Consider the following 16,576-nt stretch of genomic DNA (forward strand, 5'->3'; position numbering starts at 1 on the left):
GGACTCATGGAGAAGGTGCATGTCTGCTGAGGGTGCTTGGGAAGCCGTGATCGGCTTGGAGACCCATGTGCAGCTGGGGACTGACAGCAAAATTTTTACGGCTGCTTCCACCACCTTCGGGGATGACCCCAACACGCATATCGATCCAGTGGTCTGCGGTTTGCCAGGAACCCTGCCGGTTTTGAACCAGAAGGTGCTCGAATATGCAGTGAAGGCTTCGATGGGCCTGAATCTGAACGTTGCCGAGCACTGCAAGTTCGATCGCAAGCAGTATTTCTATCCCGATCTGCCGAAGAACTACCAAATCACGCAATACGACGAGCCGATCGCGGAAGACGGTTGGATCGAGGTGGAGGTGGCTGAAAAGGGCAAGGACACTTACCTCAAAAAGATCGGCATCGAGCGTCTTCACATGGAGGAAGATGCGGGCAAACTTGTGCACGCGGGCAGTGATCGTCTGGCTGGATCCACCCATTCGCTTGTGGATTACAACCGTGCTGGAGTGGCGCTCGCAGAAATCGTTAGTAAGCCCGATCTGCGCACGGGCCGGGAAGCGGCTGAATATGCGTCGGAGATTCGCCGGATTATCCGTTACATCGGAGTTGGTGACGGCAACATGCAGGAAGGCTCGTTGCGTTGCGACGTGAACATCTCCGTCCGCCGTGGGCCGGATGCCCCCTTCGGCACCAAAGTGGAGATCAAGAACATGAACTCCTTCTCCGCAATTCAGAAGGCCTGCGAATACGAGATCCAGCGCCAGATCAAGGCTTATGAGAGCGGTGAACCGATCGTTCAGGAGACCCGCCTCTGGGATGAGGGAAAGCAGCTCACCAAGAGCATGCGCAGCAAAGAAGGGGCCAGCGATTACCGCTATTTCCCCGATCCTGATCTTGGCCCGGTCGAGGTGAGCGTTGAACAGCGAGAGGCCTGGAGAGCAGAGCTCCCCGAGTTGCCAGCCGCCAAGCGTCACCGCTACGCCGATGATTTGGGTCTGTCCCAGTACGACGCCCGCGTTCTCACCGATGAGCGTCCGATGGCGGACTACTTCGAAGCCGTTGTCGGTGCGGGAGCCGACCCCAAATTGGCCGCCAACTGGATCACGGGTGATATCGCTGCCCATGTGAACAGCAATCGTCTGAGCTACGCAGAACTTCCTTTCCGTCCTGATCAGCTGGCGGAGATGGTGAAGCTGATCGACGGCGGCAAGATCAGCGGCAAGATCGCCAAGGAAATTCTCCCTGAACTGCTGGAAAAGGGCGGTTCACCCAAGGCGATCGTGGAGGAACGCGGTCTGGGGATGATCAGCGACCCTGCGGCGATCACGGCAATTGTTGAGGAGCTTCTCTCCGCTCATCCCGATGAAGTGGAGGCGTTCCGTGGTGGCAAGACCAAGCTTCAGGGCTTTTTTGTCGGCCAGCTGATGAAAAAGACCGGTGGCAAGGCTGATCCCAAGCTCGCCAACCAGATCCTCAGTCAGAAACTCAAGGGCTGAGCCTGGGTCGATAGACCTGGCATCGATCCATTCCCTTGATCGCCTGTTCGCCGAGATTGTCCGTGGCGATCTTAGTTCCAGCAAGCAGTGCGGTTTGTTCGTCCATCAGGATTGGCGTCCTGAGCTTTCTGGTCAGTGATTCCAGGCGGCTGGCCAGATTGACCGTGTCACCGATCACGGTGAAGTCCATGCGTTGTGGACTGCCGATTTGACCAACCACCGCTTCCCCGCTGGCCAGACCGATTCCACAGCTGAGCGGATCAAGGCCCCTCACTGTCCAACTTTGATTCAGTTCTTCCAGGGCTTCGCGCATTGCCGCGGCACACCGAACGGCCTGCCTGGCTTCCATCTCAGTCCCCCGACTAACGGGTGAGCCAAAGACGGCCATGACGCAATCGCCGATGAACTTGTCGACCGTGCCCCCATGCACGGTGATCACCTCCACCATCCGGCCCAGGTAGAGATTCAGTTGGTGGATCAGTTCTTCGCTGCGACCTTGCTGGGAACGTTCCCGTGTCAGGGCCGTGAAACCCTCAAGGTCACTGAAGAGGACTGTCACGTTGAGGGTCTTGCCCCTGAGAATGCCTTCGGCGCTGTCGCGGTCTTTGAGGATTTCCTGGACCACGCTCGGGGATACATAGCGCTCAAAGGTCTGGCGGAGCCGTCGGCGCTCCTGCTCCTCACGCCAGAACGTGCTGATGGCGAGTGCCGCAGCCAGGCCAACAACCCCGGCGCTTGGTGCCAGTAAAGGCAGAACGGTCTGGCGTTGCACCAGCGTGATGATGCTGATCAGAAGGAGTCCGATCAGGCCGAGTGAGCAGCTGACCAGCCGCCAGCGCAGGGTCAGTCGCCGCGTGGCCAGATAGGCAATCAGCCAACTGCAGGCAGCGCTCAACAGAGCTTTCTGCCAGGGATGCTGAGGCCATTGCCGCAGGCCGCTGCCATCGAGGTCGTTGGCGGTTGCTGTTGCCAGTAGTTCGACTCCCGACAGGGTGCCAAAGGGAGTGGACTGGCCGCTCTGGTTGTCTTCCAGGGTTGGACCGATCAGCACCAGGCTGTCTTGGAGCCTGGGCCGGAGCGGGTGATTGCGCCAGCGGAGCGGGTCCAGCACCTCCCAGGCTGATAGTCGGGTGATGGTTCCCTCCGGTCCATACAGCCGCAGTGAACGATCCGCCTGATCGGGGGGTGGTTGGAGCCCGGCGATCTTCAGCAGAGCAGAGGGGAGGGATTGCTGCAGCTGGAAGCCGTAGGGCCGCAGCACTCGTTGTCCATAGGCTTCAGGATGTGGCCCGATGCTGCCGTCTTCGGCATTGAGCATGTTGGTGAGGCCCAGATGGGGTAGGCCGCCAAGGGCATTCAGCAAGGTTGATGCGGGGGGCTCGAGGGAAAGCCCGCCAGCCCCCTGGCGATCAACCGGTTCCATCATTTCGGCGGCCAGAGCCACCGCTGAACCATGTCGTTTCAGCGTTTGCGCAAAGCGGGCATCATCTTCGGGGCCATACATGCTTGGCCCGGCAAACAGCACATTGATCGCCACACCGCGACTGCCAGCGGCGATGACGCGTTCAATCAACTGTCCGTAGGTCACTCTTGGCCATGGCCAGCGGTCGAGCCCTTCGCTCCAGGGGGCGGGGTCCGGATCTTCTAGAACCCAGCGTGCCTGCTGCAGGGAAGCATCATCCACGGCGATGACCACCACCTCTGCCGGAGGACCGCTGGGCCCTGCCCAGAGTGTGATCTGATCGGTGATGTCTTTGGACCAGCTGCGCCACAGAGCGGGTGGCCAGCCGCTGAGGCCACCACAGAACAGGCCGAACAGCGTGATCGCGATGCCTCTTCTGGCTGTGCCGGAGGTGGTTTTCATCCGTGCTGCTGCTTGGGGTTGGGATGCTCAGGTCATCAGAAGAAACGAACCGGGCTGGGCACGCTCGGCAGGTTGGGAGTGATTCGGATCTGGCTTCCCGGCACGCTGGGGATGCGTAGACCTGGCACATTCAGATTCAGATAACGCCTGAGATTGGCTAATCCCGGCAATGGGGCTGTGTAGCCGATGAAAAGGGGACCATCAAGAATCCTCTGGTAGTCGCCGGCCGCCAGTTGCAGCAGTCCGATCACCACACCCGTAGGGCTGAGTCGAAGGCGTTGGCCTGCTTCAACGGTGACGGCCTCCTGTTTCCCGCTGTTATCCGTGACTTCAACGGAGCCTTCCAGGACAGCCAGATCTGTACTGCCGTCATCACTGACTTTCAAAACGTAATTGGTGCCGCGAACGCTCAATCGACTGGAGGCTGTACAACCGTCCTGACGGCCTGAAATCAGAATCTGGCCTTTGTTCAGAAGAAAACAACTGCTCCCGAGTTTGACCAGGGACTGGCGATTGATTCGACCAACAGCACCTCCGCTGAAGGCAATCTGGCCGCGGCTGACTCCAGTGCTGATGACCTGCGGTGACTGGGCTGTTTCTTCGACTTTGGCCTTTTGATCATCGATGAACAGTTCGTCTCCATCCAGGATCTCTTCAATCGTGGCTTTCTCGGAATTGGCAACAACCGGAGCAGCTCCAACCAGTGAGACTGTCAGGCAGGCACTGAAGGCGATGGTCTGGCGGCAGAAGCTCATCGGTTCGATCGATCTGATCAGCCAAATCCTGCCATCGTTCGCCGTCACTGACTCAGAGCCCGCTGCAATCCCTTGCATGAATGGTGTCGCCTGAACGGAATCTGTTCAGAGCTCAAAGCTCAAGGCATTCAGCGCCGTCCGGGTTTGATCAGTGCGAGCCTTGCCTTGATCTGTCTTTCCCAGCAGATCGATGCTGAGCGGTTATCGAGCACCAGATCGGCCTTTGCGCATTTCTGGCTCAACGGCCATTGGGCTGCAATTCTTGCTTTCGCTTCGGCCGCACTCAGACCGTCTCGCTGCTTCAGCCGCTCAAGCTGCTGTGTCGGCAGACAGTGAACCAACCAGACCTCGGAGACGAGCTCGGTGAGATCAGCTTCAAACAAAAGCGGAATCATCAACACGATGGGTGCGGTCTCTGGATGCTTCCCCAATTCAAGCTCGAAGCGCGCGCGGACAATGGGATGGATCAGCTGCTCGAGCCATCGCCTTTCTTCCAGGTTGTTGAAGACGATCCTGCCCAGTTCACGGCGATTGATTGTGCGTTGACCTGCGCTCGGCTCGATGTCGCATTCCGGTTCAGCTTCCACCCGCGAGCCGTAGCGTTTCAGCACCATTTGCGAGGCCAGAGTTTCCGGTTGGAGCGCCTCGTGGCAATAGGTGTCTGCATCGAGAACCACAATCCCAAGCTCTTTCAGGTAGCGGGCGACAGTGCTTTTGCCGCTGGCAATCCCACCGGTCAGACCGATGCGGTTCTGCGCTCCTTGCCAGCGGGATGTTGCACTCAAGCGCCGGTGCTCGATGACTAACTCCACTCTGTAACTCCCGCCTGGTTCGGTGCGGGGTATGGGCGTTTTGAATAAGTCGTATGGATCGCTTGCTCAGGCCATCGATGGCGCAATCTTCCAGCTGGACCCCGACAAAAGGCGGGGTTACTGCTTCCTGTGGCTTTCAGGCCGCAGGTATTACGGCTGGTCTCAAGGAATCCGGAAAGCCGGATCTGGCTCTGCTGCTGGCTCCGCAGGGTTCCATCTGTGCCGGCACCTTCACAACCTCTGTGGTGCGTGCGGCCTGCGTGGATCTCTGTGCTGAGCGCTTGCAAACCAGGGGCGGTCAGTGCAGAGCTGTCTTGATCAATTCCGGACAGGCCAATGCCTGCACGGGTGATCGGGGCCTGATCGACAGCCAGCGCGCCACTCAGGTGCTGGCTGACCGACTGGGGCTGTCGTGTGATCAGGTTCTGATCTGCTCCACCGGTGTGATCGGCGTGCCAATCCCGATGCAGGTGTTGTTGGCGGGTCTGGATCCGCTCGTGGAGGCCTTGGCCGTTGATGGCGGTTCGGCAGCTGCAAGCGCCATCCTCACCACGGATCTGGTGGACAAGCAGATCGCTGTTGAGGCGCAGATTGCAGGCCGCACCGTGCGTATCGGCGGGATGGCCAAGGGTTCGGGAATGATTCACCCGGATATGGCCACCATGCTCGGGTTTCTCACCTGTGATGCCGGAGTGCCAGCAGAGGTTTGGCAGGCCATGGTTCGTCGCGCTGTTCAGCGCTCTTTCAATGCCATCACCGTGGACGGCGACACCAGCACCAATGACACGTTTCTGGCCTTTGCCGCAGGGAAACCTCTCCCAGCGGATCAGTTTGAACTGGTTGAGGAGGGGGTGACCCTGGTCGCTCAACACCTGGCGCGTTCCATTGCTCGTGATGGTGAAGGTGCGACTTGCCTGATTGAGGTGCAGGTGGAAGGAGCTGCATCAGAAACAGACGCCTTGCAGATGGCCCGCACCGTGTGTGGCTCGTCGTTGGTGAAAACGGCAGTGCACGGCCGTGATCCCAACTGGGGCAGGATTGTGGCGGCGGCTGGGCGCTCGGGAGCGACCTTTGATGCGCAGGCGGTTTCGCTCTGGATCGGAGAGCATCAATTGATGGAGAACGGTCAGCCGCTCGGCTTTGATCGGTCGGCAGCGTCGACTTACCTGTGCGAGCGGGCTTCCGGCCGTTCACTACACGATGACGCTGTGGTGATCCGTTTGCTGATCGGTTCAGGCCCGGGCCAAGGTCGTGCCTGGGGGTGTGATCTTTCCGATCAATACGTGCGCATCAATGCCGACTACACGACTTGATCAATCCAGGCAGGTGATGCAGCACCGGCGATCAGACGCGAAGATGGTTTGCACCGACTGTTCGGTGTTGTCCGTATCTGCCATAGCGATGACCACGACCACCTCTGATCAGAAGCGGTCCCGGCGACCTCGTTACTGGGTTGGCCCTTTAGTGGCGGGCGCTTGCTTTGCCCTTGGCTATGGAATCACTCAGCGGGTGGTGCTGATGCGGCAGGCCTGGGAAAAGCCTCAGCAGGCGACGTTTCGCCAGAACAGTTTTCCTGGAGAGAGCCTGGATGGTTTGAGGAGACGCTATGGCGCTGACCAACCGTTGATGGGGGATGTTGCCGCGAAGGAGGTTCTTGATGCGGAGCAGCGCAAGGCCAATGAACAGGCCGAGGCCATCGCTAAGAAAGCGAAGCAGCGTGAGCAGGCGCAGCAGGCTGCAGTGCCAGAGCCTTGGGCGGTTCGGGAGGCTCCAGTATCCACGGCTGCACCAGTGGCGATACCTGCTCCAGACGTCGGCGATCAGGAGGGTCCCGATGGGTCTCAGCCTGCTGCCGTCTTGACTCCCAACTCTGAGCCGGTTGTCCCGGAGCCTGCGCCTGGCGCAGACCCTGCCATCGAGCCTTCGCTTCAAGCTGCGCCGGAACCAAGACCTGCCGCTGTTGCCACTCCAGAGCCTGCGGTGACTCCAACCCGACCAGCCATCGATGAGTCGCTCATCTTCAAAGCACCACCAGCCACTCCACCGGCTGCTCCACCAGCTCCTTGAGGGAGGTCGCAACCCTGTCGGCGTATCTGCCACAGTTTCTGCACTGCTAGTCAGGCCATGACTCCCCCGGACGCCCTGTTGAGAGCAGCGATGAATCGTCTGATCGCCCGAGTGGGTGAAGGCGTCGCCGATGCAGCTGCCGGAGTCGCGGTCGCTGTTCAGGATGCGCCCGAGCGTATTCGGCAGGAATGGGATCTTTTTCAGGAAGAAGTGAAGGCGGAAGCCGAACGTTTGCAACAGGAGGACCAGCCCTCCTCTGCATCCGCAGCCGACCGCAGCGGCACAGAGCATGAGCCACTGCAGCAGCGCATCGATCGGCTGCGGGCGAAGGTTGCTGAGTTGGGCACGCGGCTGGAGGAACGGTCTTGAGCCGTTGGCGTGCGCGACCTCTTCCTTGGCGCAGGGGTCTCAGGGCACTGCGCATCTGGCGCACTGTTCTGGCTCTGTTGTTTCTGCTCTGGTGGGATAGCTGTGGCTGGACCTATCCGGGCGGGGTTTCGCCCGAGCGTCGCCAAACCCGTCAGCAGCAGCGTGCCCGCTGGCTAACCAGGGAATTGCTCCAGCTCGGGTCGGCGTTCATCAAGCTCGGTCAGCTGCTGTCGGCGCGTCCTGATGTGCTGCCTGCGGGCTGGGTCGCTGAACTGGCCGATCTGCAGGACAAAGTTCCGGCTTTCCCATTTGATCAGGCCCAGGCCCTGTTGGAAGCAGAGCTGGGTGCTCGCTGTGCGGAGATCATTGATCTCGATGAGAACCCGCTTGCGGCTGCATCGTTGGCCCAGGTGCATCGAGCCAGCTTGCGCAGTGGTCGTCAGGTGGTTCTCAAGATTCAACGCCCCGGCCTGGAGTCGCTGTTCCGGCTTGACCTGGAGGTGATGCAGCAGGTGGCCTCTGTGCTGCAGCGTCATCCTCAATGGGGCCGCGGTCGTGACTGGGTGGCCATTGCTCAGGAATGCCGGCGAGTGTTGTTGCGTGAGCTGGATTTTCGGCTGGAAGCGCAGCACGCGGCCCGTTTTCGTCAACAGTTTCTTGATGATCCCCGCATCCGTGTACCTGGTGTGATCTGGGAACTGAGTACTCGTCAGGTGCTCTGCCTTGATTACCTGCCGGGCATCAAGATCAACAACCGTCCCGAATTGCTTGCGGCCGGGATTGATCCGGGTGAGGTCGCTGAGATCGGTGCTGCCAGCTACTTGCAGCAGCTGGTGCGTTTTGGCTTTTTCCACGCTGATCCCCATCCCGGAAATCTGGCGGTTGCCAGTGATGGAGCCCTGATTTACTACGACTTCGGAATGATGGGGCAGCTTTCTGAGCGGTTGAGACGACGCCTGGGTTCCATGGTTCGGGCAGCTGCGTCCCGCGATGCATCGGCTCTGGTGGAGGAGATGCAGGTGGCTGGTGTCATCGCTGCAGATGTGGATCTCGGGCCTGTGCGACGTCTGGTTCGCCTGATGCTGCGGGATGCACTTACCCCTCCCTTCAGTGCTTCGGTGATCGACAAATTGTCGGGAGATCTCTATGAGTTGGTTTACGGCCAACCGTTTCGGCTGCCAGTCGAGCTGATCTTCGTGATGCGGGCTTTGTCGACCTTTGAGGGCGTGGGCCGCAGCCTCGATCCCGGCTTTAGCCTGGTGGGGATTGCCAAGCCTTATCTGCTGCCGCTCATGACTTCCAGTGGATCCGGTTCCAATGATCTGTTCAATGAACTTGGCCGTCAGGTGGGTGCCCTGAGTTCCCGGGCCGTGGGGATTCCCCGGCGATTGGATGAAAGTCTTGAGCGCCTGGAACAGGGGGATCTGCAGTTGCAGATCCGCATGGGTGAATCGGATCGTCAGTTCCGCCGCATGGTCACCGCTCAGCATTCCGTCGGTCAGTCGGTGCTTCTGGGAGGCCTGGCTTTGGCAGCGGCTGTCTTGGGTGCCAGCGTACGTCCACTCTGGGCCCTGCTGCCTCTCGGTGCAGCTGTGCCGGTCGGGATGGGTTGGCTCAAACTCCAGGTCAAGTTACGCAAGGATGCCCGCATGGAATCCCTGTCTTCATCAAAAGGCTAAATCGCCTTGTTGGCAGAGTTGTTGTTCCCCAGGAGTTTGAGCCAACAGGTTTGTGTTTGAACGAATCAGGCCTAGTTATTCCTCCTGGTAATCATCCACTTTCGGTGAATTCTCATAGATCAGTATCTTCATTCGTTGTCTTGATTCTTTGAGTGGACTCTGCTCTCAGTCTTGATTCTCTGTGGTCAGAGCATTGGCTTTCAACAACATCAAAATGCCATTCAGTGCGGGTAATCCCTGGCTGGATGGCATTTTTTTTGAGCTCTGATCGTTGGATCAGGCTTTGCCGCGGGGGCCCTGGCCGACGGCACCGGCGTAAACAGCCTGGCTGCCCAGTTCGTCCTCGATGCGCAGCAGCTGGTTGTACTTGGCAACGCGCTCACTTCGGCTCAGAGAGCCGGTTTTGATCTGACCAGCCCGGGTTGCGACGGACAGATCGGCGATGGTGGTGTCCTCCGTTTCACCACTTCGGTGACTGATCACGCTGGTATACCCAGAACGGCCAGCAAGATCGATGGCCTGAAGCGTTTCGGTGAGAGAGCCGATCTGATTCACCTTGATCAGGATCGAGTTGGCCGTGCCGCTGTCGATTCCCTGTTGCAGGCGTTTGGTGTTGGTCACGAACAGGTCGTCACCCACCAGTTGCACCTTGCCGCCGAGACGCTCGGTCAGCAGTTTCCATCCCTCCCAGTCGTCTTCGGCAAGACCGTCCTCGATCGAGACAATCGGGAACCTCTCCACCAACTGTTCGAGTTGGCCGACCATCTCAGCGCTGTCGTAGCTGCCTCCATCAAAGGCGTAGCGACCATTGTCGAAGAACTCTGTGCTGGCAACATCCAGTGCCAGTGAAATCTGCTCACCGGCCTGGTATCCCGCCTTGGTGATCGCTTCCACCAGAATCTCGCCGGCCTCCACGTTGCCAAGATCAGGGGCGAAGCCTCCTTCATCCCCCACGGAGGTGCTCATGCCTTTGTCCTTGAGCAGTCCCTTCAGGGTGTGGAACACCTCGGTGCCCATGCGCAGCGCCTCACGGAAGCTTGGGGCGCCATGGGGAACCAACATGAATTCCTGGAAATCCAGGCTGTTGGCGGCGTGTGCTCCACCGTTGATCACGTTCATCAGCGGTACGGGCAACAGGGTGGCCATCGGCCCGCCCAGGTAGCGGTAGAGGGGAATGCCCAGACCATTGGCGGCTGCACGGGCATTGGCCATGCTCACCGCCAGGATGGCGTTGGCGCCGAGGCTGGATTTGTTGTCACTGCCGTCAAGTTCCAGCATCGCTGCATCGACTGCTGCCTGATCCAGTGCGGAGAGTCCACAGAGGGCGGGGGCAATGCGTTCCTCGATGTGATTCACGGCCTGGCTGACGCCTTTGCCCATGTAGCGATCGCCGCCGTCGCGCAGCTCGTGGGCTTCGTGGGCACCGGTGCTGGCGCCACTGGGCACGATGGCTCGTCCACTGGCACCACCCTCCAGCAAGACCTCAGCCTCCACCGTTGGATTTCCGCGGGAGTCAAGCACCTCACGGGCCACGATGGTGTCGATGACGAGGTCGAGGGAATCGAACACGTGAAGCGGATCAAAGACCTGGCGATCCTATGGGTCCCCCTGCATCGCTGATTTTCCACCCCTGCCAACAGGCCACGACCCCTGCGGGGCCGCTTCCGCTGATCTTGGGGATGCACCATGCTGGTATCAGCGATTAACCCGGATCATGCGCATGTTGCACACCATGCTTCGGGTTGGTGATCTCGAGAGATCCCTCGCTTTTTATACCGATGTCCTCGGCATGCAGCTGCTGCGTCGCAAGGACTATGCCTCCGGTCGTTTCACCCTGGCCTTCCTCGGCTATGGCGACGAAAAGGACCACACCGTGCTTGAGCTCACTCACAACTGGGATACAGAGCATTACGACCTGGGTGATGGATACGGCCACATCGCCCTCGGGGTGCAGGACATCCAAGCCACCTGTTCGGGGATCGCTGAGCGAGGCGGAAGACTCGTGCGTGCACCGGGCCCGATGAAACACGGCAGCACGGTGATCGCTTTTCTGGAAGATCCCGATGGCTACAAGGTGGAGCTGATTGAGCTCCCCTCTCGATCGACGACCGCCTAGTGGATTCGCCCGCGATGACATCCGATTTCGGCGTCACACCTCAACCTCCAGCCAGTCTCACGGTGGAGCCAGACCGTTTCAGCGACGACGCCTGGGAGCTGTTGCTCTCCGCTCAGGATGGAGCCCGTCGCTGGCGACACGGCGATCTGGATGTGGAGCATCTGCTTCAGGCTCTGTTCAGTGATCCACGCTTCGAGGCCGACGTAGGCGCATTGCCGCTGCCTCAGGACCAGTTGCTTGATCAGCTCGAGAGCTTTCTGGAGGAGCAGCCCATGGCCCGGGGTGATGAGCTGTATGTCGGTGAAGATCTGGAGACCTTGCTCGAGGCGGCCGACAGGGTGCGTGGTCTCTGGGGATCCAGGTTGATCGAGGTGTCGCATCTGCTGATCGCCATCGGCCGGGACCCACGCATCGGCGCTGATCTGTTGTCCCGTTTTGGGTTGCCTGCCGATCGCCTCGAGGCAGAGCTGCGGCGACCGACCGCATCCGCTGCCTCTGCTTCGCCCAGTCCTCCTGCACCCGTCATTCGTTCAGCAGCGCCCACCGCTGCTGTTCCAATCGTTCAGCCCATAACCGAGCCTGTTCAGTCCGGGCTTGGGTCGTCGGAATCTGTCGCTGATCCGGTGCCTGATCCTGCCAAGGAGCCTGAGCCGAGGGCCCTGGATCGTTATGCCCGCGACCTCACTGCCGCCGCGGCGCAGGGGCTCCTGGATCCGGTGGTCGGCCGTGATGGCGAGATCCGCAGCTTGATCAAGGTGCTCTCGCGGCGGGGCAAAAACAATCCGGTTCTGATCGGAGCGCCTGGTGTGGGTAAGACGGCCATCGCCGAGCTGCTGGCCCAGCGCATCGTTGCCGGTGAAGTCCCGGAATCGCTTCAGGGATTGCGACTTGTGGCCATGGATGTGGGTGCCCTGATCGCCGGCGCCAAGTTTCGGGGGCAGTTTGAGGAACGCCTGCGAGAGGTGTTGCAGGAGGTGAGTGATCCAGAGGCAGGAGTTGTGCTGTTCATCGATGAGCTGCATACCGTGGTCAATAGCGACCGCTCCAGCGCCGACGCAGGCAGTCTGCTTAAGCCGGCTCTTGCCAGGGGGGATCTGCGTTGTATTGCTGCAACCACGCCAGAGGACTACCGCCGCACGGTTGAGAAGGATCCAGCTCTGAACCGTCGCTTCCAGCAGGTGCAGATCTCTGAGCCATCGATCGACCACAGCGTTGAGATCCTGCGGGGAGTGAAGGAGCGCTATGAGCTTCATCACGGCGTAACGATCACCGACGCTGCGGTGACGGCTGCAGCACGCCTTGCCGACCGCTACATCAGTGATCGATGCCTGCCGGACAAGGCCATCGATCTGATCGATGAAGCGGCGGCACAACTCAAGATGGATGTCACGTCAAAGCCTCAGGTGGTGGAGGACGCTGAAATGGATCTCCGTCGAGTGGAACTGGCGGTGCTCGCGGCAGAGCAGGCTCCTGAGTCGGAGCGTGTTCAGCTTCAGCGTCAGCGACTGGAGGCCTCGTCCCAGCTCACTCAACTGCGTGAGCGCTGGCAGGCAGAGCGGGAACAGCTGCAGGAACTGCGCCAGCTGTTGCAGGAAGATGAGGATCTCCGCCATGCCATTGCTGAAGCAGAGCGACAGGGCGATCTTGAGGAGGCTGCGCGGCTTCAGTACGACCAGCTGCATCGTCTTCAGCAGCGCCGCAGTGACCTGGAGGAGGCTCTCAACAAGGCGCAGCGAGACGGAACGGCACTGCTACGAGAGCAGGTGGAGGCCGAGGACATTGCCGATGTGGTGGCGCGATGGACAGGCATTCCGATCCAGCGCCTGTTGGCGGGTGAACGTCAGAAGCTGCTGGAGCTTGATCAGCGCCTCGCGGATCGGGTGATCGGTCAGTCCGATGCCGTGGCAGCTGTGGCCGCGGCGATCCGCAGGGCCCGAGCCGGCATGAAGGATCCGCGACGCCCCGTGGGGTCATTTCTGTTTCTGGGGCCGACAGGTGTCGGCAAAACAGAACTGGCCAAGGCTCTGGCAGGACAGCTGTTCGATGAGGAGGAGTCGATGGTGCGCCTCGACATGAGTGAGTTCATGGAGCGCAATGCGGTGGCGCGCTTGCTCGGTGCCCCGCCCGGGTATGTCGGTTATGAGGAGGGAGGGCAGCTGACCGAAGCGGTACGTCGTCGTCCGTATGCGTTGCTGCTCCTGGATGAGGTGGAGAAGGCTCACCCGGATGTGTTCAATGTGCTCCTGCAGGTGCTGGATGACGGACGCCTCAGCGATTCACAGGGGCGCACGGTTGATTTCCGTCACACGGTGGTCGTGATGACCAGCAATCTGGCCAGCCGCGCCATTCTCGAATCAGCCCGCCAGGACGTGGAAGCGGGAACAACGATTGATCAATCCGCCCTGAATGCTGCTGTGGATGAGGCTTTGGGACATCATTTTCGACCTGAATTCCTGAACCGCATCGATGAAGTGATCCGGTTTCAGCCTCTCGGACTCGATGATCTCAGCAAGATTGTGCGCCTGCAGCTGGCTGATCTGGCCGCGTTGCTGAGAGAACAGGGGCTGGAGCTGCGCGTTGAGGAAGGCGTGATTGAAGCGATCGTGAGCCTCGGTTATGAGCCGGAATATGGAGCAAGGCCGTTGAGAAGGGTGCTGCGTCGTCGCCTGGAGAATCCCCTGGCGACTGAACTGCTGGAGGACCGTTTCAGCGGGGCTCAGGCGGTTCGTGTGCGGGCTGGATCGACACCAAACGATCCCTTCCTGTTTGAACCGGAATAACGTCTTATTGAGGCGTCCGGTACGATATCCAATTGCTGTCACGTGCCCTCAGAGCCGGCGTCAGCACCGGCCCAGACGCCTTTTTGACCCGTCATCAGTGACCAGCCCCACTTCCGAGGACACCACCGCCGCGACGACGCCCCCCTCATCAGGCCCTGAACAGCCTGAAAAAAAGGGTGGTTTCTTGCAGGCCACCTTCGAGGAGTTGAAGCTTGTGGTCTGGCCCAGCCGACAACAACTGTTCAGCGAATCCATCGCGGTGATCCTGATGGTGAGCCTCTCGGCTGCGGCCATTGCCGCTCTGAGTCGGTTCTACGGCTGGGCTGCGTCCCAGGTGTTCCGTTGACTCCTGCTCCGGTCTGATCCGGTGCAATTTCCCAGTTCACCCTTTTTTCCTGCCCTGCCTCGTGTCTGATCTCGATCCAAGCCAGTCGGACTCCAATGAGGTGCTTGATCTTCCGGCGCCGAATGACGGAGAAGAGGGCACCCTCGAAAGTCCTCCAATCCGCACGGGTGTCGCCCGCTGGTATGCGGTGCAGGTGGCATCAAGTTGCGAGAAAAAGGTGAAGGCCACGCTGGAGCAGCGGGCTGTGACTCTCGGTGTGAGTAATCGCATTCTTGAGATCGAAATTCCTGAAACGCCTGCGGTGAAAATCAAGAAGGATGGCAGTCGCCAGTCCACGGAGGAGAAGGTGTTTCCCGGTTATGTGCTTGTGCGCATGGTGCTGGATGAAGACACGATGATGGCCGTGCGCAGCACTCCCAACGTCATCAACTTTGTCGGTGCGGAAGACCGCCGAGCCACCGGTAAAGCACGGGGTCACATCAAGCCACGTCCTCTGAGCCGCCAGGAAGTGGACCGCATCTTCAAGAGGGCTGCCGAGAAGAAAGCCGTTGTGAAGGTTGATCTCACCGAGGGTGATCAGATTTTGGTCACTGCTGGTCCTTTCAAGGATTTCCAGGGTGAGGTCATCGAGGTGTCGGGTGAGCGCAGCAAGCTCAAGGCTCTCCTCTCCATTTTTGGCCGTGAGACACCGGTCGAACTCGAGTTTGCTCAGGTGAGCAAGCAGAACTGATATCAGCGGCGGCCGTCTCCCTGCGGAGGGCGGCCTAAGGGGTGGTTGCTCACCCCGCCGCACCTGCCCCGAGGGCCAGGTGATCCGCAGATGTTCAACTCCGTCCGCCGATGGCCAAGAAAGTCGTAGCTGTGATCAAGCTGGCCCTTCAGGCCGGCAAAGCCAACCCTGCACCGCCCGTGGGTCCTGCCCTCGGTCAGCATGGGGTCAATATCATGGCGTTCTGCAAGGAGTACAACGCTCGCACCCAAGACAAAGCCGGGTTCGTGATTCCGGTAGAGATCTCGGTCTTCGAAGACCGCAGTTTCACCTTCATCACCAAGACGCCTCCAGCGTCCGTGCTGATCACCAAGGCTGCTGGAATCCCTAAAGGTTCCGGAGAGTCCGCCAAGGGAAGCGTTGGCTCCATCAAGCGATCCCAGCTTGAGGAGATCGCCAAGACCAAGCTGCCCGACCTCAACTGCACCAGCGTTGAATCGGCCATGCGCATCATCGAAGGCACTGCCCGCAACATGGGCGTTGCTATCAGCGACTGACGCTTCTGCGCCGGTCATTCTCACTTCAATTTCTTCAGGGGGAGACCTTGTGGTCGTCTGAACCCCGTCTAAAGCCATGCCAAAACTTTCCAAACGCCTGGCCAGCCTCGTCACCAAGGTTGAAGAGCGCGCTTACGAGCCGCTTGAAGCCATCCAGCTGGTCAAGGACAACGCCAACGCCAAGTTCGACGAGACCATGGAGGCGCATGTGCGTCTCGGGATCGATCCCAAGTACACCGATCAGCAGCTCCGCACCACCGTGGCACTGCCTCACGGCACCGGTCAGACCGTGCGCATTGCTGTGGTGACCAGTGGTGAGAAGGTTGCAGCAGCCAAAGCAGCTGGCGCTGAACTCGCTGGCGACGAGGATCTGGTCAACACCATCAGCAAAGGGGAGATGGATTTCGACCTGCTGATCGCCACGCCGGACATGATGCCCAAGGTGGCCAAGCTGGGCCGCGTCCTCGGCCCTCGGGGCCTGATGCCCAACCCCAAAGCCGGCACCGTCACCACTGATCTGGCAGCCGCCATCAAGGAGTTCAAGGCTGGCAAGCTCGAGTTCCGAGCTGACCGCACCGGCATTGTGCATGTGCGTTTCGGCAAGGCCAGCTTTGACGCTGCCAACCTGCTCGATAACTTGAAGATGCTTCAGGAGACGATTGACCGCAACAAGCCCAGCGGTGCAAAGGGTCGTTACTGGAAGAGCCTGTATGTGACCTCCACCATGGGCCCTTCAGTGGAAGTGGATATCTCAGCTCTTCAGGACATCAACAAAGAGGGCTGATCGAGCCTATCTAGGCCTGATTGCAGCCAGCCTCCGCCCCGGTGGGGGCTTTGTTGTAGGTTTGTCTGCTGGCGAAAGCCAGACAACGGGCACGCGCCCGGCCAAAGACAGCAGGTTGCTTCAAGCGGTTGTTTCAACCGTTTCTGATGCCTAAGTCCTGCCGAGGCAGACGCGACGATTTTGCTCCCGTATGGGATTGGATCGATACGCGGCCTCGTCTCCTTCGGGAGCACTGAACGGCCGTGT

The 16,576-nt window shown here is 59.9% G+C and carries 15 protein-coding genes; 11 read left to right on the forward strand and 4 right to left on the reverse strand.

Features of this window, described 5'->3' with window-relative positions:
• The first annotated feature begins 19 nt into the window (after positions 1-19).
• Entirely contained in the window at positions 20-1,492 is a 1,473-nt protein-coding gene (gatB, locus tag SIB58_RS15825) for an Asp-tRNA(Asn)/Glu-tRNA(Gln) amidotransferase subunit GatB (RefSeq protein ID WP_066909297.1), read from the forward strand.
• Here gatB and SIB58_RS15830 read toward each other — a convergent pair.
• The 3 genes from SIB58_RS15830 to coaE form a co-directional block, all read right to left on the reverse strand.
• A complete protein-coding gene (locus tag SIB58_RS15830) occupies positions 1,482-3,356 on the reverse strand; it encodes an adenylate/guanylate cyclase domain-containing protein (RefSeq protein WP_066909294.1) in 1,875 nt (624 codons plus the stop codon). The genes gatB and SIB58_RS15830 overlap by 11 nt on opposite strands.
• Before the next feature lie 35 nt (positions 3,357-3,391).
• The gene (locus tag SIB58_RS15835; RefSeq protein WP_066909367.1) at positions 3,392-4,111 is read right to left on the reverse strand and encodes a FecR domain-containing protein; all 720 of its coding nucleotides are present in this window, start codon (positions 4,109-4,111) and stop codon (positions 3,392-3,394) included.
• A gap of 128 nt (positions 4,112-4,239) precedes the next feature.
• Positions 4,240-4,896 carry a dephospho-CoA kinase gene (gene coaE, locus SIB58_RS15840; protein WP_067326159.1) on the reverse strand — a complete coding sequence of 219 codons (657 nt, stop codon included), beginning with the start codon at positions 4,894-4,896 and terminating at the stop codon, positions 4,240-4,242.
• Positions 4,897-5,000: 104 nt separating this feature from the next.
• Between coaE and argJ the strand changes: the two genes are divergently transcribed.
• The 4 genes from argJ to SIB58_RS15860 all read left to right on the forward strand — a co-directional run bounded on the left by argJ (position 5,001) and on the right by SIB58_RS15860 (position 9,038).
• Positions 5,001-6,236: a bifunctional glutamate N-acetyltransferase/amino-acid acetyltransferase ArgJ gene (gene argJ, locus SIB58_RS15845; protein WP_066909364.1), complete on the forward strand. Its 1,236-nt coding sequence runs from the start codon at positions 5,001-5,003 to the stop codon at positions 6,234-6,236.
• A gap of 88 nt (positions 6,237-6,324) precedes the next feature.
• Entirely contained in the window at positions 6,325-6,990 is a 666-nt protein-coding gene (locus SIB58_RS15850; protein ID WP_066909288.1) for a hypothetical protein, read from the forward strand.
• Between the two features lie 57 nt (positions 6,991-7,047).
• On the forward strand, positions 7,048-7,359 hold the full coding sequence (locus SIB58_RS15855) for a hypothetical protein (RefSeq protein ID WP_067326161.1): 312 nt from the start codon (positions 7,048-7,050) through the stop codon (positions 7,357-7,359).
• Complete coding sequence (locus SIB58_RS15860; RefSeq protein WP_066909282.1) at positions 7,356-9,038, forward strand: ABC1 kinase family protein; 1,683 nt, start codon at positions 7,356-7,358, stop codon at positions 9,036-9,038. Before SIB58_RS15855 ends, SIB58_RS15860 begins: the two co-directional genes overlap by 4 nt.
• Positions 9,039-9,314: 276 nt before the next feature.
• On the opposite strand, the gene eno is transcribed toward SIB58_RS15860, so the two are convergent.
• Positions 9,315-10,607, reverse strand: coding sequence for a phosphopyruvate hydratase (gene eno, locus SIB58_RS15865; protein ID WP_066909279.1), 1,293 nt, complete (start codon positions 10,605-10,607; stop codon positions 9,315-9,317).
• A gap of 145 nt (positions 10,608-10,752) precedes the next feature.
• Between eno and gloA the strand changes: the two genes are divergently transcribed.
• From gloA to rplA, 6 genes are all read left to right on the forward strand, one after another.
• The gene (gene gloA, locus SIB58_RS15870; protein WP_066909276.1) at positions 10,753-11,154 is read left to right on the forward strand and encodes a lactoylglutathione lyase; all 402 of its coding nucleotides are present in this window, start codon (positions 10,753-10,755) and stop codon (positions 11,152-11,154) included.
• A gap of 14 nt (positions 11,155-11,168) precedes the next feature.
• Positions 11,169-13,934: an ATP-dependent Clp protease ATP-binding subunit gene (locus tag SIB58_RS15875; RefSeq protein ID WP_066909361.1), complete on the forward strand. Its 2,766-nt coding sequence runs from the start codon at positions 11,169-11,171 to the stop codon at positions 13,932-13,934.
• A 97-nt stretch (positions 13,935-14,031) separates the two neighbouring features.
• Complete coding sequence (gene secE, locus SIB58_RS15880; RefSeq protein ID WP_066909273.1) at positions 14,032-14,280, forward strand: preprotein translocase subunit SecE; 249 nt, start codon at positions 14,032-14,034, stop codon at positions 14,278-14,280.
• A 61-nt stretch (positions 14,281-14,341) separates the two neighbouring features.
• The gene (gene nusG / locus SIB58_RS15885; protein ID WP_067326164.1) at positions 14,342-15,010 is read left to right on the forward strand and encodes a transcription termination/antitermination protein NusG; all 669 of its coding nucleotides are present in this window, start codon (positions 14,342-14,344) and stop codon (positions 15,008-15,010) included.
• Between the two features lie 110 nt (positions 15,011-15,120).
• Positions 15,121-15,546 carry a 50S ribosomal protein L11 gene (rplK, locus tag SIB58_RS15890; RefSeq protein ID WP_066909267.1) on the forward strand — a complete coding sequence of 142 codons (426 nt, stop codon included), beginning with the start codon at positions 15,121-15,123 and terminating at the stop codon, positions 15,544-15,546.
• A 76-nt stretch (positions 15,547-15,622) separates the two neighbouring features.
• On the forward strand, positions 15,623-16,330 hold the full coding sequence (rplA, locus tag SIB58_RS15895) for a 50S ribosomal protein L1 (RefSeq protein ID WP_066909264.1): 708 nt from the start codon (positions 15,623-15,625) through the stop codon (positions 16,328-16,330).
• The last annotated feature ends 246 nt before the right edge of the window (positions 16,331-16,576 follow it).

The sequence above is a fragment of the Synechococcus sp. MIT S9504 genome (genome assembly GCF_047497135.1).
In the GTDB taxonomy this organism is placed as follows: Bacteria; Cyanobacteriota; Cyanobacteriia; order PCC-6307; family Cyanobiaceae; genus Synechococcus_C.